This window comes from Faecalibacterium sp. Marseille-Q4896 (genome assembly GCF_017377615.1).
Classification (GTDB): Bacteria; Bacillota; Clostridia; order Oscillospirales; family Ruminococcaceae; genus Faecalibacterium; species Faecalibacterium taiwanense.
This window is the reverse complement of the sequence record NZ_JAFREG010000010.1, coordinates 23,929-45,517: the sequence shown is the minus strand read 5'-3', so window position 1 is coordinate 45,517 and position 21,589 is coordinate 23,929. Positions and strand designations below refer to the sequence as shown.

Annotated in this window: 21 protein-coding genes, 1 tRNA gene and 1 pseudogene; 3 read left to right on the top strand and 20 right to left on the bottom strand. The window is 51.8% G+C overall.

The genetic code is table 11. The features are described from left to right. Positions 1 to 35: 35 nt before the first annotated feature. The 14 genes from J3348_RS12695 to J3348_RS12630 form a co-directional block, all read right to left on the bottom strand. The gene (locus tag J3348_RS12695; RefSeq protein WP_005361084.1) at positions 36 to 899 is read right to left on the bottom strand and encodes a VirB6/TrbL-like conjugal transfer protein, CD1112 family; all 864 of its coding nucleotides are present in this window, start codon (positions 897 to 899) and stop codon (positions 36 to 38) included. A 10-nt stretch (positions 900 to 909) separates the two neighbouring features. Beyond that, positions 910 to 1,125: a Maff2 family mobile element protein gene (locus J3348_RS12690; protein WP_005361081.1), complete on the bottom strand. Its 216-nt coding sequence runs from the start codon at positions 1,123 to 1,125 to the stop codon at positions 910 to 912. 244 nt (positions 1,126 to 1,369) lie between these two features. Continuing rightward, on the bottom strand, positions 1,370 to 3,214 hold the full coding sequence (locus tag J3348_RS12685) for a VirD4-like conjugal transfer protein, CD1115 family (RefSeq protein WP_005361076.1): 1,845 nt from the start codon (positions 3,212 to 3,214) through the stop codon (positions 1,370 to 1,372). Then, positions 3,211 to 3,687 carry a PcfB family protein gene (locus J3348_RS12680; RefSeq protein ID WP_227199219.1) on the bottom strand — a complete coding sequence of 159 codons (477 nt, stop codon included), beginning with the start codon at positions 3,685 to 3,687 and terminating at the stop codon, positions 3,211 to 3,213. The genes J3348_RS12685 and J3348_RS12680 overlap by 4 nt, the downstream gene beginning before the upstream one ends. Positions 3,688 to 3,732: 45 nt before the next feature. Beyond that, on the bottom strand, positions 3,733 to 4,542 hold the full coding sequence (locus J3348_RS12675) for a hypothetical protein (protein ID WP_227135380.1): 810 nt from the start codon (positions 4,540 to 4,542) through the stop codon (positions 3,733 to 3,735). Between the two features lie 23 nt (positions 4,543 to 4,565). Beyond that, entirely contained in the window at positions 4,566 to 4,982 is a 417-nt protein-coding gene (locus J3348_RS12670) for a DUF3846 domain-containing protein (protein WP_005361068.1), read from the bottom strand. Further along, complete coding sequence (locus J3348_RS12665; protein ID WP_025580367.1) at positions 4,979 to 5,809, bottom strand: hypothetical protein; 831 nt, start codon at positions 5,807 to 5,809, stop codon at positions 4,979 to 4,981. The genes J3348_RS12670 and J3348_RS12665 overlap by 4 nt, the downstream gene beginning before the upstream one ends. A gap of 18 nt (positions 5,810 to 5,827) precedes the next feature. Continuing rightward, complete coding sequence (locus J3348_RS12660) at positions 5,828 to 7,756, bottom strand: LPD1 domain-containing protein (protein WP_242702992.1); 1,929 nt, start codon at positions 7,754 to 7,756, stop codon at positions 5,828 to 5,830. Between the two features lie 126 nt (positions 7,757 to 7,882). Beyond that, complete coding sequence (locus J3348_RS12655; protein ID WP_117468897.1) at positions 7,883 to 8,785, bottom strand: hypothetical protein; 903 nt, start codon at positions 8,783 to 8,785, stop codon at positions 7,883 to 7,885. 82 nt (positions 8,786 to 8,867) lie between these two features. Further along, complete coding sequence (locus J3348_RS12650) at positions 8,868 to 9,149, bottom strand: hypothetical protein (protein WP_005361060.1); 282 nt, start codon at positions 9,147 to 9,149, stop codon at positions 8,868 to 8,870. A 32-nt stretch (positions 9,150 to 9,181) separates the two neighbouring features. Then, positions 9,182 to 9,406, bottom strand: coding sequence for a hypothetical protein (locus J3348_RS12645; protein ID WP_055156485.1), 225 nt, complete (start codon positions 9,404 to 9,406; stop codon positions 9,182 to 9,184). Positions 9,407 to 9,419: 13 nt separating this feature from the next. Continuing rightward, the gene (locus J3348_RS12640; RefSeq protein WP_055156483.1) at positions 9,420 to 10,400 is read right to left on the bottom strand and encodes a DUF3991 domain-containing protein; all 981 of its coding nucleotides are present in this window, start codon (positions 10,398 to 10,400) and stop codon (positions 9,420 to 9,422) included. Between the two features lie 77 nt (positions 10,401 to 10,477). Beyond that, positions 10,478 to 11,350, bottom strand: a complete 873-nt coding sequence (locus J3348_RS12635) for a DUF6017 domain-containing protein (RefSeq protein WP_207699099.1) — start codon at positions 11,348 to 11,350, stop codon at positions 10,478 to 10,480. Positions 11,351 to 11,379: 29 nt separating this feature from the next. Continuing rightward, complete coding sequence (locus J3348_RS12630) at positions 11,380 to 11,901, bottom strand: DUF5720 family protein (protein ID WP_005361050.1); 522 nt, start codon at positions 11,899 to 11,901, stop codon at positions 11,380 to 11,382. A gap of 257 nt (positions 11,902 to 12,158) precedes the next feature. Between J3348_RS12630 and J3348_RS12625 the strand changes: the two are divergent. Continuing rightward, positions 12,159 to 12,341, top strand: a pseudogene (locus J3348_RS12625) (tyrosine-type recombinase/integrase); the annotation flags it as partial. Positions 12,342 to 12,449: 108 nt separating this feature from the next. Here J3348_RS12625 and J3348_RS12620 read toward each other — a convergent pair. Beyond that, a tRNA-Ser gene (locus tag J3348_RS12620) sits at positions 12,450 to 12,540 on the bottom strand. Positions 12,541 to 12,982: 442 nt separating this feature from the next. On the opposite strand from J3348_RS12620, the gene J3348_RS12615 reads away from it, so the two are divergent. After that, positions 12,983 to 14,350, top strand: coding sequence for an MATE family efflux transporter (locus tag J3348_RS12615; protein ID WP_207699097.1), 1,368 nt, complete (start codon positions 12,983 to 12,985; stop codon positions 14,348 to 14,350). Between the two features lie 82 nt (positions 14,351 to 14,432). Here J3348_RS12615 and J3348_RS12610 read toward each other — a convergent pair whose 3' ends face one another. Then, positions 14,433 to 16,001, bottom strand: coding sequence for a PTS transporter subunit EIIC (locus J3348_RS12610; RefSeq protein ID WP_097774517.1), 1,569 nt, complete (start codon positions 15,999 to 16,001; stop codon positions 14,433 to 14,435). A gap of 19 nt (positions 16,002 to 16,020) precedes the next feature. Next, positions 16,021 to 17,346, bottom strand: coding sequence for a 6-phospho-alpha-glucosidase (locus tag J3348_RS12605; RefSeq protein ID WP_097774516.1), 1,326 nt, complete (start codon positions 17,344 to 17,346; stop codon positions 16,021 to 16,023). A gap of 211 nt (positions 17,347 to 17,557) precedes the next feature. Here J3348_RS12605 and J3348_RS12600 point away from each other — a divergent pair, with 211 nt between their 5' ends. Beyond that, positions 17,558 to 18,325, top strand: a complete 768-nt coding sequence (locus J3348_RS12600; protein ID WP_207699096.1) for a MurR/RpiR family transcriptional regulator — start codon at positions 17,558 to 17,560, stop codon at positions 18,323 to 18,325. Positions 18,326 to 18,438: 113 nt separating this feature from the next. On the opposite strand, the gene argF is transcribed toward J3348_RS12600, so the two are convergent. The 3 genes from argF to argB all read right to left on the bottom strand — a co-directional run bounded on the left by argF (position 18,439) and on the right by argB (position 21,539). Continuing rightward, positions 18,439 to 19,353, bottom strand: coding sequence for an ornithine carbamoyltransferase (argF, locus tag J3348_RS12595; protein WP_118527474.1), 915 nt, complete (start codon positions 19,351 to 19,353; stop codon positions 18,439 to 18,441). Continuing rightward, positions 19,350 to 20,552: an aspartate aminotransferase family protein gene (locus J3348_RS12590; RefSeq protein ID WP_097774513.1), complete on the bottom strand. Its 1,203-nt coding sequence runs from the start codon at positions 20,550 to 20,552 to the stop codon at positions 19,350 to 19,352. The genes argF and J3348_RS12590 overlap by 4 nt, the downstream gene beginning before the upstream one ends. A gap of 132 nt (positions 20,553 to 20,684) precedes the next feature. Further along, positions 20,685 to 21,539 (bottom strand): acetylglutamate kinase, encoded by an 855-nt coding sequence (gene argB / locus J3348_RS12585; protein WP_005938551.1) that lies wholly within the window; start codon positions 21,537 to 21,539, stop codon positions 20,685 to 20,687. Positions 21,540 to 21,589 lie beyond the last annotated feature (50 nt).

Below are 21,589 nucleotides of genomic sequence, written 5' to 3'. Positions count from 1 at the left end.
TAAAATCCTCCTTTTTAGAATTGGTTTTGTTCATGCTATCTTGCATTAAATATGGATTTGGATAACGAACCTGTCTTAAACAGGGCAAAGGCCAGCAGCACCGTATAACCCGCCGTTCCCCAGATCGCGCCGTGCACATCGCCGGACGATGGGATAGACTGGACCAGCACTGCATAAATGGCAACACAGATCAGGATCAAAAAACCCTGAAAACCCAGGGCAAAAAGGGAACGCAGATACCCAGTTCCCATTTGTCCCCATTCCCGGTTTGCCATTGTGGAAAACGGGATCGGTGCAAGGCTCACGGTTAAATAAATCTCGATCATACGGCCATATACAATGACAAAGATCACGATGGACAGTACCCACATACACAGATTGATGATGTTGGTTTCCAGCCACAGTCCAATCAGTTCCCACATTCCCATTGCTTCAAGCTGGGTTTCCAGATCAGACAACGCCGCCTGCACATCCAGGTTCCCGTTTATGACACCGGCACTTTGCGACACCACATTTTGGGCCACATCAAAGACCGCCATCACAATCGTAAAACAGTTGGTGAGCAGGTAAGTGGCAACAAAAGTCTTGAAAATCCACTTGAAGATGTTGAATGTATCGAATTCGTGCATGTTGTTCTTTTCGAGAATCATCTGGATCAGTTCATACACAAGAACAAAGGTAAGGATCATGCCCGCAATGGGAATGACGACGGTTTCCGAAAGATTCTGGATCATGGAAAACACGCCGCCATTCCAGCCCTGCGGGGTCTGTCCTACCTGATTTGCCACATCCGCAACCTGGTTGTTGACGGAGTTGAAAATACTGGTGTACTGTCCGGTGATCGCATCGATCAGGCCCTCTTTAATCCAGTCTGTTATCCATTCAAACAGACTGCCCATAAGTCAGCCCTTAACCGAACAGGCCGGAAAGCAGCGGGATCAGCGTTGCACCAACCAGAGCGATACCTCCGCCTGCCATAAGCTGCTTGATCCCCTGGGATTTTGCACCTGGGTTATCATTTCCGTAACCTTCGAGAAGGTTTACAACACCCCATGCGCCCAGACCTGCGCCCAGGGCGATCACAAGGATCTTCAAAGTATCAATCGCGCTTGCAAAAAATGCCATAATGTTCCTCCTTTAATTTCAGAAATTTTAATTTGTGATATGGCCGTATCAGGCCGGAAACAAAAAAAGCCGCCGCACTGTTTTTAGAAAAAATCTGTTTCAAACAGCACGGCGGCATGGGGCAGGAAAAATCCTGCGGTTATTTACTTTTCAGGGAGAATCACGAATCCTCAAAAAATCCTCCTTTCATCGTGACAAAAACAAAGCCTGCCAGGGCGTCATGCTTTGACAGGCAGGAACAACTTTATAAAGTCTGGGAAGCCAGATCTTCGGCTGTGACTTCATAATTGCGGTATCGTTCACCGGGACGCATCGGCATCCGGGTAGAAAGAAACTTTTCGATATTAAAAGCGTTCTTCTCATTAAAATCGGAAAGCAGTTTGTAATTTGGGTGTTTGGTTATATCGTATTTCCGGGAGAGGAACGGCCGCACACCCCTGATCTGCAACAGACATTTACCCCCGTCCATGACTGCCAGTTCATCCACCGACATCAGATCCTTTCCCAGCTTTTGAAAATTTTGTCCGTGGGATTCCTGATTGCCCTTTGTGACACTGGTGTTATACAGGTCGATGGTCTCTTTCCCCAATAGGGAGTTCCAGCTTTTTAAGGTGGTTTCTTCTTTGCCTCCTAAGAAAAGGGAGGCGTCACAGTTACCGATGATGGTGTCCATGTTGTCTTTATACAGGGCTTTGAGTTGGCTTTGCGCCTGCAGCACCAGGCAGGCAGAGATCTCACGGCTTCGGATGGTCGCCATAAGACGCTCCAGGTTCGGGATCTGCCCGATATTTGCCGCCTCGTCGATCAGGCAGCGCACATGGATGGGAAGCCTTCCACCATATACATCATCCGCCCGCTCACACAAGCGGTTAAACAAAATGGAATAGATCAGACTGATCAAAAATGCAAAGGTCCCGTCCGTGTCACTCATAATAAGGAAAAGAGCAGTCCGTTCATCTCCCAGCATATCCAGATCCAGTTCGTCATACATGGTAATTTCCCTGACTTCTTTAATGTCAAAAGGAGCCAGTCTGGAAGCACAGGAAATAAGGATCGACTTGGCTGTTTTTCCGGCAGCGAGCTTATATTTCTTATATTGACGCAGGGCAAAATGATCCGGGTCTTTCTGTTCCAGCGCGTCAAAGAGAAGGTCAACGGCATTTTTGAACGACTCATCATCCTCACGGACTTCCATTGCGTTCAGCATTTCTACCAGTGTGGCAAAATTCTGTTCGTTTGCCGGAGCCTCATAATAGATATATCCGATCAGTGCCGTATAGAGCAGGGTTTCTGCCTTGACCCAGAAATCGTCTCCGGCTTTTCCTTCGCCTTTGGTATTGGCGATTAGGGTAGTGACGATCTTCAGAATATCTTTCTCGGAATGAATGTAGGCGAACGGGTTAAAGTGCATACTTTTCTGGAAATTGATCGTATTGAATACCCGTATTTTATAGGACTCATAGATGATCTTTCCTTTTTCATTACGCACAGGCTTTCCGTCCTTGTCCAGCTTTGGTGTGCCTCGCTGCAACATCTTTCCGCATTCCACAAGGACTGTACCTTTCGGATCGGTGACGACGTAGGAACTGTGCATTTGCATCAGATTGGGCTTGATGAAAAAGCGCGTTTTTCCCGAACCTGATCCTCCGACTACCAGTACATTTTTATTTCTTGCATTGGCCGGATTTTTGGGCCTTCCGTTTAACATCAGTCCTTCACTTTGGGTAAGAATGATATTGTTTTCCGGATTTGGGTCCATAAACGGGGCAATATCGGCTTTATTTCCCCATCTTGCAGAACCATATTCCACATTTTTGCGGTATTTCTTAGCGTCTTTCCCTCTAAGATAGACTGCCAGCCGCATAATGGCTGCACCGCAGAAACCGATCAGCCAGTCCATTGCCGCCCCCGGCCACATACTCTGAAACGCAAGGGCAAAGCCTTCGGACAGTCCTAACAGCTTTTGGGAAGCGTCTGCTCCGGGAGCCAGCCGCACCGCTTCGCCCAGCTTGGCAAATACCAGAAGGAACAGAACATAAGGCAGATGGAGAATGACCTGTTTTTTCAATGTTTCTGCATCAATCTTCATCGTTCCGGTCCTCCGTGTTCTTTGTTCTTTACACGGTCACGGCCAAGCGACTGTGCCAGTTCTTTGAACTTATGAAGCTGTGTAAGCAGCGACGGTCTGGTGCTGCGTGTAAGGTCTTTCTTTGTATATTCCTTAAAAGCTGCCGTCAGTGCATCCGCCTGGTTTGCCTTGAAATATACCGTCCATTTTGGGGGATCGGTCCCAAGTTCCTTTTCTATATGGTAGCGTACCTGATGTTTTCTGGCATACCGTTCAAAAGAGCGGATTCGCCCTGAAACTTCAATGGTATTGGCTCCGGGGTCTTTATAAGTCAGCCGCTTCATGCTGTTGCGCCCGACTTTTGGCATTGTGCGTTCCTGTTCCATCTTTTGGAGTACCGCAGCAATAGCCGCACGCAGTACCCGCCCTGACAGTTTTGCTGCCTGTATAGAAACAGAAACCGTTCGTTGTTCGAGTTCTTCCTGCAAGAGCATCCTCCTTTCTGATAAAATCGGTATTTATAATATGGAAATAACTTTTTACCGGCTTTCCCCAAGAACCTGCTGTCGGGAAGCGTGTTCAAAGGCTTTTGCTGCCTGATCGACCTGAATTTTAGCATGTTTCAAAAGCGTCTTGATGATCGTAGCCGGGCGTTCCTGTTCCTCCAGATGATCGACCATCCCTTTGCACTCATCCGGGAGGTATGCCGCCATATCTTTCAACACATCGGAAAAGTTACCCATAAAGCCCCAGCAGCTATCCGACAGCTCCCCGTTTTTATAAAGCTCAAACCCATAACATTCGCCACGCAGATAGGAATCATAAGCGGCGACTTCGCTGCGCATCAGTGCGTCCGCTTTCTGCCGGATGGCGCCGGTCATCTTGTCAGCGTCAAATTCCTTTAGGGCATCTTCTTTGGAAACATAGATCCAGCCGACCTGTCCGCTGTCCCATTCTGCATGAGGAGCCCTGCCTGAGAAACTTTCTGTACTCATGGCAAGACCTGAGTGGTCGTAGAGATAGAGGGGGAGCATCAGATACTTTTCCGAAATTACTTTCTGCATTGCTTCATCGATCGCCCGTTCCTCTGTCTTTGGTCCATGCCGGAAACGGCTGCTTACAATGTTTACCATCCGTTCATAGCGTTTCATGCCGGCTTCATCATGTCCTACGGTATCTAAATACATTTCCCGCAGGAAGTCATCTTTGTCCATATGGTTGTGATGGTCGCCCAGCGCATAGCGGGGATGAAAGCATACCATCGTCCCAAAATGTTCATCTACCTCACGGGGAGAGATCAGAATATCGTCCGGCTGCACCATAAGGGCATAAGGTTCATTTACTGCCATTAACATAATTGGCTCCTTTCTTTCTACAAATCCGGGCCGGAATGGTGCATCATCGGTTTTTCCCGGTGCTCATTGGTTGCAGGCTGCTTGACTGCAATGATCTCGCCGGCAAGCCTTGCAAATTTTTCAGGGTACTTGAATTGCTCCCCATATTTCTCCATCAGATCCGGGGAAAGGTCTGTAAAATTTTCCTCGCCAAGACCAACGATCAGAAAATTCCCGGACACAATATCATAGATGTGGCCGTCATCGTCAAAGAGAGCTCGGTTCAAAGGCAGCCCCATCAGCTTGCCTTCTTCATTGCAGATCAGAGCCACCGGGTCCTCATACGGATAGACCGCCTGAATATCTCCGCCCACTGCCGCCTGCAAGGATTTCAGACCACTTTCGATCTCCGCAGCATAAGGGGACTTGCCCGGCTCTACCATTAACACTTTCATAATTGTATATCCTCCTTCTTTTTCATTGCCGTACCGGGAGTGGTTGGCGTTTTTTCCTGAGTTTTTGCCACAGAGAGCTTCCCCAGGACGGAAGGCTTCTCCTGGTTTTCGGGTGTAAAAATACCGCCCTCCGAAACCTCGGCGGCGGCATGTTCCGTTTTGGCCTGTTCCAGTCCTTCAACCGTATAGCCAGGTAAAAGAGTACCGTGAACCATAAAATGGTGCTCATATTCTTTCGGGATCGGCGGGGAAATTTCCGTGAATAAATGGGAATAGGCTTTCTTTCGCCCGTCCAGGTATTTTATGGCTGCGTTCTTATCTGTATATCGTTTCTGGTTTTGTCCGGCAATCTTTGCTCCATATCCCTGCTTCGGGGAATGAATACGGACTTCCCATGTCACATACCAGGCAATCGGAACACTCTGTTTGGTTTCTCTGTCATATTTCGTATCTTCCCAAATACTGCAGGTCATCTGATAGACCCGGTTGCTGATTTTCTGATCCGCCCTCCAGTTATCGGTGTCTTTCCACTGGTTGCCGGTATGTTCGATCTCCGGTGTACGAAGATATTCCAAAGCCCGGTTGATCGTCTGTGTTGCCGCTGCCTGCTGTTCCCACTGTTTTGCAGCAGCCACCACGATTTCATAGGCTTTCTGCTCCCCGTCAATACTTCCCTGGCGCATGGCTTCCAGGCTATCGGTTCCCATTGTGATCAGAGTAGAAATATCCACATTTTCACAAACTACGCTGTGTTCAATTTTAAGCTCTGATCCCGGCGTCAAGTGGTCGCCATACCGGTAGGCATGGTAATCCCTGTTTTCTTCCAAAATGCTGTTCACCTCCTGCTATATTTCCGGCTCATGGTTTTTTCTGAAAATCGTCTGTGCCGGTGATTTTTTATCTGCCGGTCTGTTTGCCGCAAGCTGATCCATCACGGAAGGACGGCCGACGCCGAACATGGATAGCTGACCGTCCGCTGCCTCACGAAGTTCAGAAACAGAGAGAGGAAGCGTTACATCGGCATGGGTCAATAGCTGTTCCCGTTTCAAATCCTGAATGATCTCGTCAAAAACAGCGTTGATCGCACGGCGTTCTTCCCCCACAGGAAAGGCTTTCAATATCTCCATTTCTCCGTCTTTACCGGAAACCAGGGTAAGGGCACAGTCGGCATGGCCTGCCAGATAATCCGATGTGTAGGGCAGTTTGTCCTTGATATAACAGGCAAAGGCTCTGGCTGTCATTTCCACATTGCTGTCCCAATAACCGCCGTCTTTTTCACATTCTTTTCCCATGCGTACCGAATTACGGTAAAAATCAGTTTCCGTCCGTCCAATCTGCGGAGCTTCCTGCGCCTGCATCCTGGAAAGCATACGCTCAAAATTTTCCAGCCGTTCCCGTTCACTTTTGGGAATTACCCGGCCGGTAACATTCTTCTTAAATGCGCTGATCTGTCCCACAGAGCCGGGTTCGCCGGACAAAAATGCTTCCCGCAAGACTGCGTAGGTTTCCATCTGTTCCTCATTGCCATACCGTTTCAGAGAGGCAAGAACCGAGGAATCCAGCCAGTTTGCCGCATTTTTCCGGGTGCGTTCTGTTTGTGCTTCCGTGCGCTTTGCTGCCTGTTCCGGTGTTTCCGGTTTATACTTCATGGTGTCAATGAGTTTTTGGAACGGCGCATAGAGGCGGGGCTGTTCTGACAGCATCCCTTTTGCGCCCATCTTTGTACCAAGATAATCGTCAAGTCCATGCCACCATTCATGTGCCAGCGAACCTGCCCCGTGCATTTTCGTAAGATTGATGACTGTACGCAAAGGTTCATAATGAGCCGCAGCATTGCCGCTGCCTCTTGCACCAAAAGCGATAGCAAGCGTTCCCTGATAAGCAATATCTTTATCGCTGATCTTAAGGGCTGACGCCAGATCCTTTAGTGCTTCAAATCCCATGTTAAGGGAGGTCTGACGGTCGTTCTGGTTCATCCAGTTTCCAAACTCGCCGCCGCGGAATCCAAATGTATCAAGATAATGCCGTCCGGTGATCTCCACGCCATTCCGATAATCCGGGCCGGTACGTTTGACATGGGCGAGCTGGGGAGGGACAAACCGGATCTTCCCATTTTTGTTCCTGCCTTTGGCAAGTTCCTGCACCCATTTCAGGGCAGCTTCTTTGGTCTCAAAATTGGTCCGCAGGATCGAATAGCCTTTTGTCACATAGTAGGTACCGGGTTTCCAGTCCTCATTTTTAGAATAGGTATGTTTCCCGTCGTTGAAGTGGATCGCATAACCTTTCGGTATTTTCTGCTCTTTGGAAACACAAAACTGTTCCTTTTTTGCTTTCTGAGTAAAGTTGCGCTCAAAATATTCAGCCGAGCGGATCAGCATAGTATTGGATAATTTGTTTGTAATCACGGGATTGTCCTGACCCTTTTTCGTTGCCCGGTAATGGATTCCGCTTACCCAGCCCTGTACCTTTTCTAAATATCCATTGTCAACGAAAAAGCGGTCATAGGCTCTCATGGCATCCTCCACAGTACGGACATCTGAAAGCACTGTCTGCAATTCCCGGACTGTTTTTATATACTCCTTTTGCCTCGCAGTCCGTTTTTCCGGGGTGTCATCCGTGCGGTAATACTGAGGAGAGGCGTTTAAGCCGTCCCTCGCTTTTTTGATAAAATAGACCACGCCAAGAGGAATCCCTTCCTCCAGCATGGCTGCATAGTCCGGCTTTTTCCAGACATTATCCTTTTTCACAAATTTTTCGGCTTCGCGCTCATTCATGGCTTCCAGATCATCCGCATACAGCCCGCGGTCTTTCCACAGGTCTTTTTTCGCACCGCCGATCTTTTCACCGAAATCTTCATGCACTCCTGCCAATCTTCATCACCTCCAGTCAGTGTAAAATTCTTATCGCTCCGGGGCAGGGCGACGTTCTTCGTTTTTGTGAAGTTGTGGGAGGTTTCCTGTGAGCCGGTCAGTTTCCCTGCGGATCAGTTTGTCCAGAGCGCCTAAATCCTCCGGTGCAATGGCAAACTCCCGGTAATTTTCATACCACAGGCCCGTAGAGATTGCCGCGATGGGCGCAATTTTCTCCGAACCGGATGGAAGAAGGCGATACACAGGGGCTTCGTCATAAAGAAGCATCTGCTTTGCCGTTCCCTGTGGTATGCGGTACTTATCCATATCCGGGTTCTGGGCTGCCTCCATATATTGCATATTCAGGCGTTCTTCTAAATCCTGGGGCATATAACGAAATGCCTGATCCATCCACTGTCTGAACATCGTGGAATAGTGGTACTGCCATTCCGTAACTTGATTCGGGGCATAAGAAAACCCCCAACTTTTCAGAGCATCTTTTTCGTAAAGCTCCATTTCAGTCCATTCTTTCAGGCTGACCGTAGCCGCTGAACCATCTTTGCGTTCGATATTGACGCCGCAAGGATAGAGGATATTTCTTTTTATATCCTGCCGCAGCGTGTCTAAATCCATCATCAGGACATCTCCGTACAAGTGACCGCCCTCTCTGCGATCCGTATGAAACAGGAAAGCCCTCGCTCCGATAAACTCCGTTGTTGAGATCATTTGATAAAGATCCGCCGTAGAACAATAAGCAAACAAAGCGTCGGAAAGCCATATGTGATTTTTTCCCATGATGGCAATGGAATCAGCCCCGGTATTTGTCGCCAGAGAACGCATATTAAATTCGCATTCCCTAAGAAAATCTCCGGCAAAAATATGGAGCTCATACGCAAAGACGGATAAGTCTGTATCACGGATCAAATGAATCTGCGGTAGTGGTTCCTGATTCAATCAAATTCCTCCTTTCATGTGAAGCAGCTCTTTGACCTGCTCATTTTCCGCAAACGGCTGGCTATCTGTCTCCGCCATTTAATCAATCCCTCCCATCTGCCGGTAGCTGCCCGCCGGCAATCTTGCCGACAATCTCCGGACCGGTTTCATAAATCTGCATGAGGCGTTTTGCTGTGCCGCAGGGCTGTGCAGCTCCGCTGGTCCAAAGACGCACTGTGGATGGGGCAACATTCATCAAAAGAGCAAAGCCCTTTTCGTTCATGTCCAGCTTTTTCATCAGCGATTTAACCATATCGGGGCCGTAGTCTGGACACCGGGAAGCCTCGGCAATCATCTGCAAAGCGGTATTTTCAATTTTTTTCATTTTCAAATCCTCCTGTTATTTGTTTTCCAGCCTTATGCCGGGGCAAAGCTGATCTGGTTGTGTTTCATCCTTTTGGCAAAATCCGGCAGCGAATAATTTACCCCGTCAATTTCTGCATGGGTGTCATCCAGACGATGACAAACAGCAAAGTGCCTGTCCCCGTTTCCATAGAACAGGCAGAGTAAACCATTGTCGGGAATGGAAAACAGCGCTTTTCCGGCGCTGTCTGTAAAGCAGATATGTTGAGATCCATTCATGTTGAAATCCTCCCTAAATTGAAACAGCCGCCTCTTTTGGGCGGCGTTGGTGCTGGCTGGTTTGCAGTTGTTCCCGAACCAGCAGCAATTTCTCATTGTAATCTTTTCCCATCCGGGGAGGGTTGACACTTACCCGGATATGACGGAAACGTTTATCCTCGTGAAGCATGGTCTTGATTTTCCGGGCATTGACAAATCCGGCAAGGTCGTGGTCCATATAAAGGGTAACACGCCGTATCTCCGGGTGGCGTTCCAGGAAAGAAGTCAGCGCCACATGGGAAGTACCGCCCAAAGACAAGCGATAACCATTCCATTTCCATCCCTCCAGCTCTTGAAGTGTCGCATGGGAAAGCGCATCAATAGGAGCTTCAAAGACTGCCACATGCCGGCTGCCCGGACTTTGCGGGGGATAACAAAAGTTATATCCTTTGTCGCTGCCATAGACATCCTTTTTGAGATTGCCGCTGATACTGCGCATACAGGCAAACTTCGCTTTCCCGGAATCATCTTTCCCAACAAACACACAAACCGGTTCTCCATGATACCGGGCTTCGTAAAAAATCCCGGCTTGTAAACACTGGCGAATGACTTCTGAGCTGATCCCCCGTTTCTGCAAATAGGAGACCGCAGCGGTCGCGCAACGTCTGGCCCAGGGGAGAGCGAATGTTTTCTTTTCCGGCTCTTTTGATACCTGTATTTCTGCCGTACTTCGGTAAGCCGGTTCCTGTGGGATTTCGCCACCTACCAGAGCATGAACCGCATCCACAAGACCATATCCCCGAATCTGGATCAGGTAGTCCAGCGCATTGATACTCCGTCCGCGGCTGTTCCAGTACCAGTACCTTTTCCCGGTCACATATACCAGACTGTCATGCTCCTTATGCCGGAAATTAGGTCCATCCTGTTTCAGCACGCCGGGTTCATGGAATTGCAGGTAAGTAAACAAGTCAGCTTCCCGCGCTGCCTGAATCTGTTCTTTGGTTACGCCGGGCATAGTACCGGCACAGTGTTTCTTTTCATTGTGCTTTGCCTCCTTCCTGTGATGAAATGAAAAAAGACACCCAAAGGTGCCTAACAGCCGTACAGGTCGTGATTGACCTCGACACGGTAATAGCTGTCCATTGTAGCCGGGGCATTATACAGCGCCGCCAGCAGATACGCTTTGATGTTTCCGACCTTCGTTGTGTTCTTGTCGATACAGTCAAAGACATACTCTAAGTGGCCGGAATTGATCTTCAGGAACCGGCTCTTGACGATCTCCCTCGGAAAATCATCTCCGGCAATGCGAATGTAAGGGCGTTTCGACAAAATCACTTCAAGCATAAGTTCAAGGGCTTCATCCAAACGTTCCCTGCCATACCGTAAGACCAGTAAGTCATATTCAATATTTTCTTTGATGATTTCACGATAGGCTTCTATCAGCTCTATCCGATCCATCCCATCCGTGCGGTTTGCCGCTTCCGGCTCTGCCGGATAGATTGATGGATAAGTTATTGATTTATCTTTTTTTGATTTTTTTGTTTTTAATGGATTAGTATTTAATTGTGCCGGATTTTCCTGTTCAGGTTCCGCCTGTTTAGGTTTTGCCTGTTCTGGTTTTACCTGTCTTGGATTTTCCCGTTTAGGTGAAAGCCCTGTGTTTTCGGTACTTACAGGCTGCTCATGGATCGTATATTCAATGTCTCCCAACTGCCCGTTATCATAGCGGAGGCGCTGTCTGGTGAGATAACCATGCCGCTCCAGTTCCTTCAGGGCAGTAGTGATAGAATCCACACCATCCTTGCAGATATGGGCGAGTCCCTTTGTGGTATAATCCCAATCTTCCGGCAGCGACAACATAAGTGATAAAAGCCCCTTTGCCTTTAAGGACAACTCCGTATTGCGCAGATGGTGATTGCTCATTATCGTAAAGTCCTTTGTTTTCTCTACACGGAATACTGCCATTGTACCGCCTCCTTTCTTCGACTATTCCGTTACAAGGCATGATCCCTGCGGTCATAATGGAGATGACCGTCAGAGACCTTCGCATGGTTTTTCAGTTTCACTTCGCCCCGTTCCTGGCTCTCTAAAAATTTCTGATAGCCGGCATCTGTAAGGAACAAGCGCATCTTATCGCCTTTGTCGCCAACAGGGGAATCGTAAGACAATACATCAAAGACGATCATGTGCTTTACTTCTGGATCAAAGCGTTCAAGTGCCATGATGTCATGCCCCTTCAATTTTTCTGCCCCTGATTGTTGTCTGGCCTCGGCGATCTTTTCTCCAATCGTCCGGGCTGGATAGGGCAGACGGTAATTCTTCTGAATATCTTTTACCAAGTCCATGCACTCTGCATTTGACAGAACACGAAGTTTTGCCATAAGACCTTCTGCCGCCTCCCGCTGTTCGGAATTATTTGAATACCGCACGGTCATATAAAGTTCATTCAGGATCTTTGTCTGATAATCGCCCTCCACTTGAAAGAGCAGCTTTTTTTCCATTTCGTTTAATTCCATGTGGATCTCCTTTCTCTCGAAAATGAGTATGAAAAAAGGGCGTCCACCTATAAAAGTGAAACGCCCACGGCAACCAGCGGTCAGACATAAAGCCGGACCGCTGGCACTATTAAATTTTGTCGTTAATAAAACAGCCTCCTTTTTTCTTTATAGTTTTCGTCAATTTTCAACTTGGAAAAGGAATTGAATAAAAGACGACAAACGCTCAAACCCCTTGAAAATAAAGGCTTTTTCTGTTTGTCGTTATTATACCGTAACGGCATAGCTGCGCCAGCCTGATGGTGATGAACGGCGTATCCATGAAGCAGGTTCAGGAATGGCTGGGGCACAGCACCTTTTCTACCACCGCTGACATCTACGCACATCTCGATTACAAGAGCAAACAGGGGTCTGCTGGGGTCATTGCGAACCTTTTGGGAGAATCCAAATTCCCCAAGTAATTATGGATTTATCGTTCATATATAAAGAGTACTGCAACAAGAAAAAAGCGATCTTTCTCTGCTTGATGCAAAAGAAAAAGTCGCAGATCCGTTTGAATCTGCGACTTCTGGCGGAGATGGTGGGATTCGAACCCACGTGCCCGATTAAGGACAAAACGATTTCGAGTCGTTCTCGTTACGACCGCTTCGATACATCTCCAAGTATATTTTCATGGCGAATTTACGATTCGTATATCGTAAATTGGCCTTGAAACTTGGAACAGTTGCTGTTAGAATATTGTTAGAAAACGCATCGTTCAGACAGGCTTTGAAGCCTGTCAGGACATCAAAATTGACGTTTCCTCGTGTGATATGGAGACATCCAGCGAAGCATCCACTTGGATTTCGAGTCGTTCTCGTTACGACCGCTTCGATACATCTCCATATATTAGCCTTTACAGTATAGCAAAAAAGCGGTTTTCCGTCAACACTTTTCTCCCGTTACGGCACGGCACGGCTGCAAGCCATACGCAGCCGTGCCGTTTTGCGTTTTTGGGGCAGAAAGCGCGGTTTCTTTGCAAAAAAGGCTGTTCTTTTGGGCGGGAGCCGAGTATAATAGGAACGATATTTTTCAAATTTGAAGTATAGAGGAGAGCATTCCAATGGCACAGGCAAAACAAGATATGGGCACCGGCAGCATCAAAAAGCTGATGCTGCAGCTCATGATCCCCGCCGTGGTAGCGCAGGTCGTGAATCTGTTGTATAACATCGTGGACCGCATTTACATCGGCCACATTGCGGGCATTGGCGCGGCAGCGCTGACCGGCGTGGGGCTGTTCACACCCATTCTGATGCTGCTGAACGCTTTTGCCATGCTGGTGGGCGCGGGCGGCGCGCCGCGCACCGCCATTGCTCTGGGGCAGGGGGACAGGCAGCAGGCCGAAAAGATCATCTCCAACAGCTTTACCGTACTGATGTTCTTTGCCGTGGTGCTGACCATTGGCTTCTATGCCGGGGCACCGGTGCTGCTGCGGCTGTTCGGTGCCAGCGATGCCACCCTGCCGTACGCCCTGAGCTACAGCCGCATCTACATTGCAGGCTCGGTGTTCGTGCTGGTGGTGCTGGGCATGAACCCTTTTATCACCACGCAGGGCTTTGCCAAGACCAGTATGCTTACCACCGTGATCGGCGCGGTGATCAACATTATCCTCGACCCCATCCTGATCTTCGGGTTCGGGCTGGGCGTGCGGGGCGCGGCCATTGCCACGGTGCTCAGTCAGGCCGTGGGCGCTGCATGGATCATCCGCTTTCTCACCGGCAAAAAGACCATCCTGCGCCTGCGCAGAGACTACCTGCGCCCGGAAAAGCAGATCATTCTGCCGGTGCTGGCGCTGGGCATCTCCTCGTTTGTGATGCTCTCCACCGAAAGCCTGCTTTCCATCAGCTTCAGCTCCAGTCTGGCGCGGTACGGCGGCGATGTGGCTGTGGGTGCCATGACCGTCATCACCAGCGCATCCCAGCTGTGCACGCTGCCCATTCAGGGCATCTGTCAGGGCGGACAGCCGGTGATGAGCTTCAACTTCGGCGCAGGCAAGAAGGCCCGCGTCAAGGAAGCCTTCCGTTTTCAGCTGACGCTGTGCGGGGCCTACACCTGCTTGTTCTGGCTGTTGATGATGCTGTTTCCCGGCGCGGTGGCGGGCATTTTCACCTCGGACACCGCACTGATCCAGTACACCACGTGGGCCATGCGCATTTACATGGCGGGCATTTTTGCCATGGGCTTCCAGATCGCCTGCCAGCAAAGCTTTATGGCGCTGGGGCAGGCCAAGGTCAGCCTGCTGCTGGCCTGCCTGCGCAAGATCATTCTGTTGATCCCGCTCATCTTCATCCTGCCGCACCTGCTGCCGAACCCGGTGTTCGGCGTGTTTCTGGCCGAGCCGGTCAGCGACATTCTGGCCGCCACCATCACCACCATCACCTTCTTTGCCCGGTTCGATAAGATCCTCGACCGCGGCGCGGCAAAGGTTTGATTTTTTTGTATGCAGAAAGGGCATCTGCCGTTGGCAGATGCCCTCGCTGTTTATTCGGGAAACCCTGACCGGCACTGAAAAATCAGTCCATGTTCAGAGCGCTCTTGAGGTTGTTTTTGTAGATATCGGCCTTGGCACCGTAGATGATCTGCACACCATCTGCGACCTGAACGACGCCGTTTGCACCCGTCTTCTGCTTCCAGTCAGTATCCGGCATAACGAGAGCCTTGTCTTTGACTTTGACGCGCAGTCGAGTAAAGCAGGCATCCACATGCTGGATATTGTCTGCACCACCCAGACCTTCAATGATGGTCGCCATCATCTCGTCGCTCATTTTCTTGTCCAGCTTCTTGACCTCCTGGCCATCATCTTCGCGGCCGGGAGTCTTGTAGTTGAACTTGGTGATCATGAAGCGGAAGGTGAAATAGTACAGGAAGAAGCAGGGAATGCCAATGATGAACACCCAGATCCAGTTAGAGCCTTTATCCGCCTGCATGATGCCATTGAAGATCGTGCTCAGGAAAGGGCCGCCGAAGGAACTGGGCCCCGGGATATTCACCTTGCAGATGTAAGTCAGCAGGTAGGCCAGACCTGCATAGCCAGCGTGCACCACGAACAGCAGCGGAGCCGCAAACAGGAAACTGTACTCAATGGGCTCGGTGATGCCAGTGAAGATGGAGGGGATGATGGCTGCGATCAGCAGCGCCTTGACCTGAGGCTTACGCTCCGGCTTTGCGCAATGGTACATGGCCAGAGCCGCACCGGGCAGACCAAACATAGCAAAAATAACCTTGCCGTTCATGATAAAGCGGGTAATGTTCACGTCAAACATGGCATCCGGAGAAGCCAGCATGGCGTTGTAAATGTTCACCGCGCCTTCATACAGCGTGCCATCAATGACCATGGAACCGCCAAGGTTTGTGAAGAAGAACGGAGTGTAAATAAAGTGATGCAGGCCAAAAGGCAGCAGCGCACGCTCTGCCAGACCATAGATCACACTGCCTGCCATGCCAGTGTCATAAATGATCTCGCCCATGAAGCCCAGACCGGTCTGAACGAAGGGCCACACCACAGACATTACCAGACCCAGCGCAGAGCAGGCCAGCAGCGAGATCATCGGCACGAATTTTGTGCCTGAGAAGATGCCCAGAACCGGCGGCAGCTGAATATTATAGTATTTGTTATGCAGCTTTGCAACCAGCAGACCCACCAGAATACCGCCGAATACACCGGTGTCAAGCGAAGCGATGCCCATGACCATGGACTGGCCGGTCTTCATCGCCGCAGGGTCCAGAATGCCCAGACTGGTCAGCAGGATATTCATCACATTGTTCATGGCGAGGAAACCGATCACGCTGGACAATGCTGCGATGCCCTTTTCCTTTTCCGCATAGCCGATGGCAACGGAAACAGCAAAAATGATTGGAAGATAGGAGTTAATGGTATTGCCCATGGCCTTGAGCAGATTAAAGAACAGCTTGACATAGGTATTGCCCAGAACCGGCCACAGTGCCACAATGTTCTTTGTCGTGAACGCAGAGCCAATGCCCACCAGAATACCTGCGATGGGCAGGATCATGACAGGCGTCATTAGAACTTTTCCCAGTTTCTGGAACTGTGAAAAGGTAACTTTCTTCTCTCTCTTCTCCATGATTTACCTCCTGAGGATCTCAGTGCAGTTCGGGCCAGTAGCCCTTATTGGCTTCGATCATCTTATCCAGGATCTTGCGTGCCACCTTGGCAGAGGGAACTGTCTTGTTCATCGTGAATGCTTCCAGTGCCTTCTGGTAGGAGTGTTCAAAATAAGCATCCACGATCAGCTTTTCCGAAGAGACCTGCTGCATCATCATGCCCAGCTGGAACTGGGGGATATTGCCGATGGTAACAGGCTCCGGGCCCCACTTGCGCAGGTAGCAGGGAACTTCCACCATGGCATCATACGGCATCTGCGGGATGCAGCCCTTGTTTTCCACAATGACCAGATAGCGGTCCGCATTGTTATAGGCAATGGAACATGCCACATCCACAATAAAATCGCCAAAAGCATTGAACAGATTCAGGTTTGCTTCCTTCTTGCCGCCGCTCTCGCGGATCAGCTTTGCCTGCTCGATCATGTCCTTCTCACGGCCATCCATGACCATGTTGGCACGCGTGTAGTTGGGATCCATATCCTCGGCGCTTTCCTTGGCATACAGATAGTACTGCAGGTAGGTATTGGGCAGATACTCCGGGAAGTCGGTGAGAATTTCCTTAAAGTTTTCCCATGTGTGGCGCCAGGAAGGATCGGAGTGGTGCTTATCATGAGAAGCAGCCAGACCGAACTTCATGATCTTTTCCTTCAGTTCCGGCATACGGTCCACACCGCTCTTGTCGTACAGGTGGGTCCACCAGCCAAAGTGGTTCAAACCAAAGTAGACCGGGTCCACATCGTTGTATTTTTCCAGACCCAGCATCTTTGCGAAGGACAGCATGATGGCTACCGGCATATCGCAGATGTTCAGGATCTTATAGTTGTTGTACTTGCGGCGGGTGGCCTCAGCCACGATCGCAGCAGGGTTGGAGTAATTGATGATCCATGCCTCGGGTGCGTACTTGCGCACATCGTCGATCACCTGGAACACGCCGGGGATGGAACGCAGGCCGTATGCCATGCCGCCGGGGCCGCAGGTCTCCTGACCCACAACGCCAAACTCCAGCGAGATCTTCTCGTCCTTCTCACGCATTTCCATGCCGCCCTGACGGATCTGAGCAAAGGCAAAGTCAATATCGGTGTAGGCCTTTTCCGGGTCCGTGGTGGTGAAGTAGACGCATTCCGGATCCAGCTTTGCAATCAGCGAGCCGCACAGGGTATCGACCAGCTCCAGACGATCCGGGTCAATATCGTACAGCACCAGCTTTTTCAGCGGGAAGCGGTCAAGATTTGCAATCAGGCTCTGGATAATGCCGGGGGTATGGCTGGAGCCGCCGCCGACAATAACAACTTTAAATCCTTCCATTTTTGAAACCTCACATTCGTTTTGCGATCATGTTTCTGATTTTACCCTTGCGCGCGCTTTGGAGAGTGACTATAATATAACCGATATGAACATTTTTTTAAAGGCGTTTTGAAAGTTTTGAACCAGTTTGCCCAAGTTGAAACAATTCCAGAGTCTGAAAATATTTTCACACCTGCTAACTTTCTTCAAAGCCTTCCCGCCGGAGGACATCATGGACTTTTTCACCCGCATTGCAGAACACACGCCCCAGCTGAACAAAAACGATAATGAGCTTCTTTCTTACTGCATTCGCAACCACACCGAGATCGCCAATCTCAAGGTGACGGAACTTGCGGACCGGTTGTTCATCTCACCGGCTTCTGTCGTCCGTTTTTGCAAGAAGCTCGGTTTTAGTGGTTATTCCGATTTTAAGGCATCTTTGCGCATGGATCTGTTTGAGCCGGAGGAAACGCCGCGAAAGTCTCACCCGACCGACTTTTTCCGGGATATCCACAAAACCATCGAGATGGTTTCGGAGGAGACCGTAGAGCGTATCGTAGAGCTGATCCACTGCAGCCGCCGCATTGAGCTGTATGCCGTAGGCAGCAGCAGAATGCCCGGCTCCGAACTTGCAAAGCGGCTGCAGACCATCGGCAAGGCCGCCTTCTGTTACGATGACAGCACCCTGATGAATATCAGCGCCCGGCAGCTGACTTCCGATGATCTGGTTCTGGCCCTTTCCATTTCCGGCGAAACAAGTCTGATCATTGCCGCTGCAACGGTTGCCAAAAGCCGTGGTGCCGCATTGGTTTCCTTTACAAATCTCGGCAACAATACCCTCAGCGGCATGGCAGATGAAAACCTGTATGTCAACGCCACAAACTTTGTGTGCTCCGGCCTTCCGGTGCAGTCCCGCGTACAGCTGCTGATGCTGTGCGAATACCTGTTCTTCCGCTACATAGAGACCTATGGGGACGAGCGCCAGCAAAGTATCGGTTGACGCCATTTCACCGCAGCGCACAGCCAACGCTCTATTCCACCAACAAATCTCCCACGATAAAAAACAGGGCCGCCGCACAAACGATGTGCGGCGGCCCTGTTGGCGTTCTGTTTTTATTTCCCCGCCAGCAGAATGGCCAGCACGGCTTTCTGCACGTGCAGGCGGTTCTCGGCTTCATCGAAGATCTCCGGTGCGTGCTGCTCGAACACCGCCGAGGAGATCTCCTCGCCCCGGTGGGCGGGCAGGCAGTGCAGCACCATGACATCGGGCTTTGCGCTTTCTAGCAGCTTTCCGGTGAGCTGGTAGCCCACGAAATCCCGCAGGCGCTGCTCGCTTTCCGGCGTGCCGGGCTTGGCGGTGTTCCACACAGCCGTTGCCACCACGTCGGCGTCCTGAATACCCTCGGCAGGGTCTGCGGTCAGGTGGAAAGCGCTGCCGTACTTGTGGGCGAACATCAGCACATCCGCCGCCGGGCGGTAGCTCTGCGGGCAGACGCAGGTGACCTGCATCCCGGCCAGCAGTCCGCCCACGATGAGGCTGTTTGCCATGCTGCTGCCGTCGCCGACAAAGCAGAGCTTCCGGCCCGCAAGGCTGCCCCGGCGCTCCCGAATGGTCATCAGGTCGGCCAGAACCTGGCAGGGATGGGCGTAATCCGTCAGGCCGTTGATCACCGGCACACCGGCCAGCTCGGCAAACTCTTCCAGATCGCTCTGGCGGTAGGTGCGCCACACCACGCAGTCGTAGTAGCGGCCCAGCACTCGGGCGGTGTCCTTGAGGGGCTCGCCGCGCCCGGCCTGCAGCTCGGCGGTGTTCATGTAGTTGCCCAGACCGCCCAGCTGGTACACACCCACCTCAAAGCTGGTGCGGGTGCGGGTGGACGCCTTGGAGAACATCAGGGCAACCGTCTTTCCTGCCAGCAGCGGGGCCGTGCCACCCAGCTTCTGCTGTGCCTTGAGTTGATCGGCCACATCCAGAATGTGGGTCAGCTCGGCAGGGGAGAGGTCGCTCATTTTCAGCAGATTTTTCATGCCTGCTCCTTCGGAGCCGTCGGCTCCATCTTGCCCAGCACATCGCTCAGGATCTCCAGCGCCATGTCCACATCGTGCTCGCTGAGGGTCAGCGGCGGCAGCAGGCGCAGGCGGGTCTTGGCTGTCAGCACCAGCAGGCCCGCTTCGCGGCAGGCGGCCAGCACATCTGCGGCCTTGAGGTCGTAGAACTCGATGCCCACCATCAGGCCGATGCCGGAAATGCTCTTGACATGGGGCAGCTTTGCGATGCCTGCGCGCAGCTGGACGGCGCGCTCGTTGACATTGGCAAGGAAGCTCTGGTCCATGCGGTCCACCACCACGTTGGCACCGGCGCAGACCACCGGGTTGCCGCCGAAGGTGGAGCCATGGGTGCCGGGGCCCATGCCCTCGGCTACCTTTTCGTTCATCAGCACTGCGCCGATGGGCAGGCCGCCGCCCAGACCCTTGGCCAGCGTGACCACGTCCGGCTTGAGGTTGTAGTGCTCGCAGCACAGGAAGGTGCCGGTGCGGCCCACGCCGGTCTGCACCTCGTCCACGATGAGCACAAGGTCTTTTTCGTCGCAGAGCTTGCGCACGGCCTGCACGTAGTCCGGGTCCAGCGCCATCACACCGCCCTCGCCCTGAATGAGTTCCAGCATCACGGCGCAGGTGGTGCGGTCCACCAGCTCCTCCAGCGCTTCGATATCGCCTGCCGGAGCATACAGGAAGCCCTCGTTGAAGGGGCCGAAGTAGTTGTGGAACACCTCCTGACCGGTGGCGGTCAGGGTGGCGATGGTGCGGCCGTGGAAGCTGTTCACCAGCGTGATGACCGTGGTGCGGTCCTTGCGGTAGTGGTCCACGCTGTACTTGCGCGCGGCCTTAATGGCACCCTCGTTGGCCTCGGCACCGGAGTTGCCAAAGAACACCTTGCTCATGCCGGTGCGCTTACACAGCTTTTTGGCCAGCTTGCCGCAGGGCGCGGTGTAGTAAAGGTTAGAGGTATGCTGCAGCTTGTGGGCCTGCTCGGAAACGGCCTCGGCCCAGTCCAGATCACAGTAGCCAAGGCTGTTCACGCCAATGCCGCTGGTAAAATCCAGATACTGCTGGCCCTCGGGGCCTGCGGCGCGCAGGCCGTGGCCTTTTTCCAGCACAATAGGGTTGCGGTTATAGGTGTGCAGGACGTATTCGCCGTCCCGCTTGATGACTTTTTCAGAATCCATAGGTGTACCCTCCTGTGAACAGAAACTGTGAACAGAAAACCCTCTCAGGCGCTTTCGCGCCAGAAAATGCTGGCAAAGGCTTGAGAGGGTCATTTTTCTTATTATACCGCCTGCACGGCACCTGCGCAATGCTTATTCGCGGTGGCTGCGGCGGTAAAAGCGGGTGCCGGAGCCGCGGTTGGAGAACAGCTCCAGCAGGATGGAGTGGGGCACGCGGCCATCGATGATGACCGCCTCGTGCACGCCCTGATAGATGGCATCGGCCATGCCGCCGATCTTGGGGATCATGCCGCCCGCAATGATGCCGGCGGACTTATAGCCCTCGATCTCGGACACCTCCACCTCGGGGATGAGGGTGCTCTCGTCGTCCTTATCCCGCAGCAGGCCCGCGATATCGGTCATGGATACCAGCTTCTCCGCTTTCAGCGCAATCGCGATTTGCGCAGCGGCGGTGTCGGCGTTCACGTTGTAGGCCTGACCCAGATCGTCCATGCCCACCGTGGCGATCACGGGGATGAAGCCGCCGTCCAGCAGGCTTGCGATCAGGGTAGCATCCACATGCACGATCTCGCCCACATGGCCCAGCTGGGGGTCCAGCTCGGTGCAGCGCAGCATCTGACCGTCCATGCCGCACAGGCCCACGCCGCGGCCGCGCAGCTTTGCAACCAGATCCTTATTCACCTTACCGGCCAGCACCTGCTGCACGATCTCCATGGTGGCATCGTCGGTCACGCGCAGACCGTTTGCGAAATGGCTCTCCACGCCCACTTTCTTCAGCATCTCGTTGATGGCCGGGCCGCCGCCGTGCACCAGCACGACGCGCACACCCAGCAGGGTAAGGGTGACCAGATCGTTCATGACGGCATTTTTCAGTTCTTCGTTGATCATGGCATTGCCGCCGTACTTTACCACCATGGTCTTTCCGTGATACTTCTGGATGTAGGGTGTCGCCTCAGAGAAAAGGCGCGCCATTTCTTCGTTTTTCATATGCTCTCCTTGCCGCCAGCACGCTTGCTCCGGCATTCGTTTTCCACCAG

Excerpts from the sequence above, each read along its gene's own strand:
- J3348_RS12695 (WP_005361084.1), bottom strand. The coding sequence starts at position 899 with ATGGGCAGTCTGTTTGAATGGATAACAGACTGGATTAAAGAGGGCCTG.
- J3348_RS12690 (WP_005361081.1), bottom strand. The coding sequence starts at position 1,125 with ATGGCATTTTTTGCAAGCGCGATTGATACTTTGAAGATCCTTGTGATC.
- J3348_RS12685 (WP_005361076.1), bottom strand. The coding sequence starts at position 3,214 with ATGAAGATTGATGCAGAAACATTGAAAAAACAGGTCATTCTCCATCTG.
- J3348_RS12680 (WP_227199219.1), bottom strand. The coding sequence starts at position 3,687 with ATGCTCTTGCAGGAAGAACTCGAACAACGAACGGTTTCTGTTTCTATA.
- J3348_RS12675 (WP_227135380.1), bottom strand. The coding sequence starts at position 4,542 with ATGGCAGTAAATGAACCTTATGCCCTTATGGTGCAGCCGGACGATATT.
- J3348_RS12670 (WP_005361068.1), bottom strand. The coding sequence starts at position 4,982 with ATGAAAGTGTTAATGGTAGAGCCGGGCAAGTCCCCTTATGCTGCGGAG.
- J3348_RS12660 (WP_242702992.1), bottom strand. The coding sequence starts at position 7,756 with ATGAATGAGCGCGAAGCCGAAAAATTTGTGAAAAAGGATAATGTCTGG.
- J3348_RS12650 (WP_005361060.1), bottom strand. The coding sequence starts at position 9,149 with ATGAAAAAAATTGAAAATACCGCTTTGCAGATGATTGCCGAGGCTTCC.
- J3348_RS12645 (WP_055156485.1), bottom strand. The coding sequence starts at position 9,406 with ATGAATGGATCTCAACATATCTGCTTTACAGACAGCGCCGGAAAAGCG.
- J3348_RS12640 (WP_055156483.1), bottom strand. The coding sequence starts at position 10,400 with ATGCCCGGCGTAACCAAAGAACAGATTCAGGCAGCGCGGGAAGCTGAC.
- J3348_RS12635 (WP_207699099.1), bottom strand. The coding sequence starts at position 11,350 with ATGGCAGTATTCCGTGTAGAGAAAACAAAGGACTTTACGATAATGAGC.
- J3348_RS12630 (WP_005361050.1), bottom strand. The coding sequence starts at position 11,901 with ATGGAATTAAACGAAATGGAAAAAAAGCTGCTCTTTCAAGTGGAGGGC.
- J3348_RS12615 (WP_207699097.1), top strand. The coding sequence starts at position 12,983 with ATGGCACAGGCAAAACAAGATATGGGCACCGGCAGCATCAAAAAGCTG.
- J3348_RS12610 (WP_097774517.1), bottom strand. The coding sequence starts at position 16,001 with ATGGAGAAGAGAGAGAAGAAAGTTACCTTTTCACAGTTCCAGAAACTG.
- J3348_RS12605 (WP_097774516.1), bottom strand. The coding sequence starts at position 17,346 with ATGGAAGGATTTAAAGTTGTTATTGTCGGCGGCGGCTCCAGCCATACC.
- J3348_RS12600 (WP_207699096.1), top strand. The coding sequence starts at position 17,558 with ATGGACTTTTTCACCCGCATTGCAGAACACACGCCCCAGCTGAACAAA.
- argF (WP_118527474.1), bottom strand. The coding sequence starts at position 19,353 with ATGAAAAATCTGCTGAAAATGAGCGACCTCTCCCCTGCCGAGCTGACC.
- J3348_RS12590 (WP_097774513.1), bottom strand. The coding sequence starts at position 20,552 with ATGGATTCTGAAAAAGTCATCAAGCGGGACGGCGAATACGTCCTGCAC.
- argB (WP_005938551.1), bottom strand. The coding sequence starts at position 21,539 with ATGAAAAACGAAGAAATGGCGCGCCTTTTCTCTGAGGCGACACCCTAC.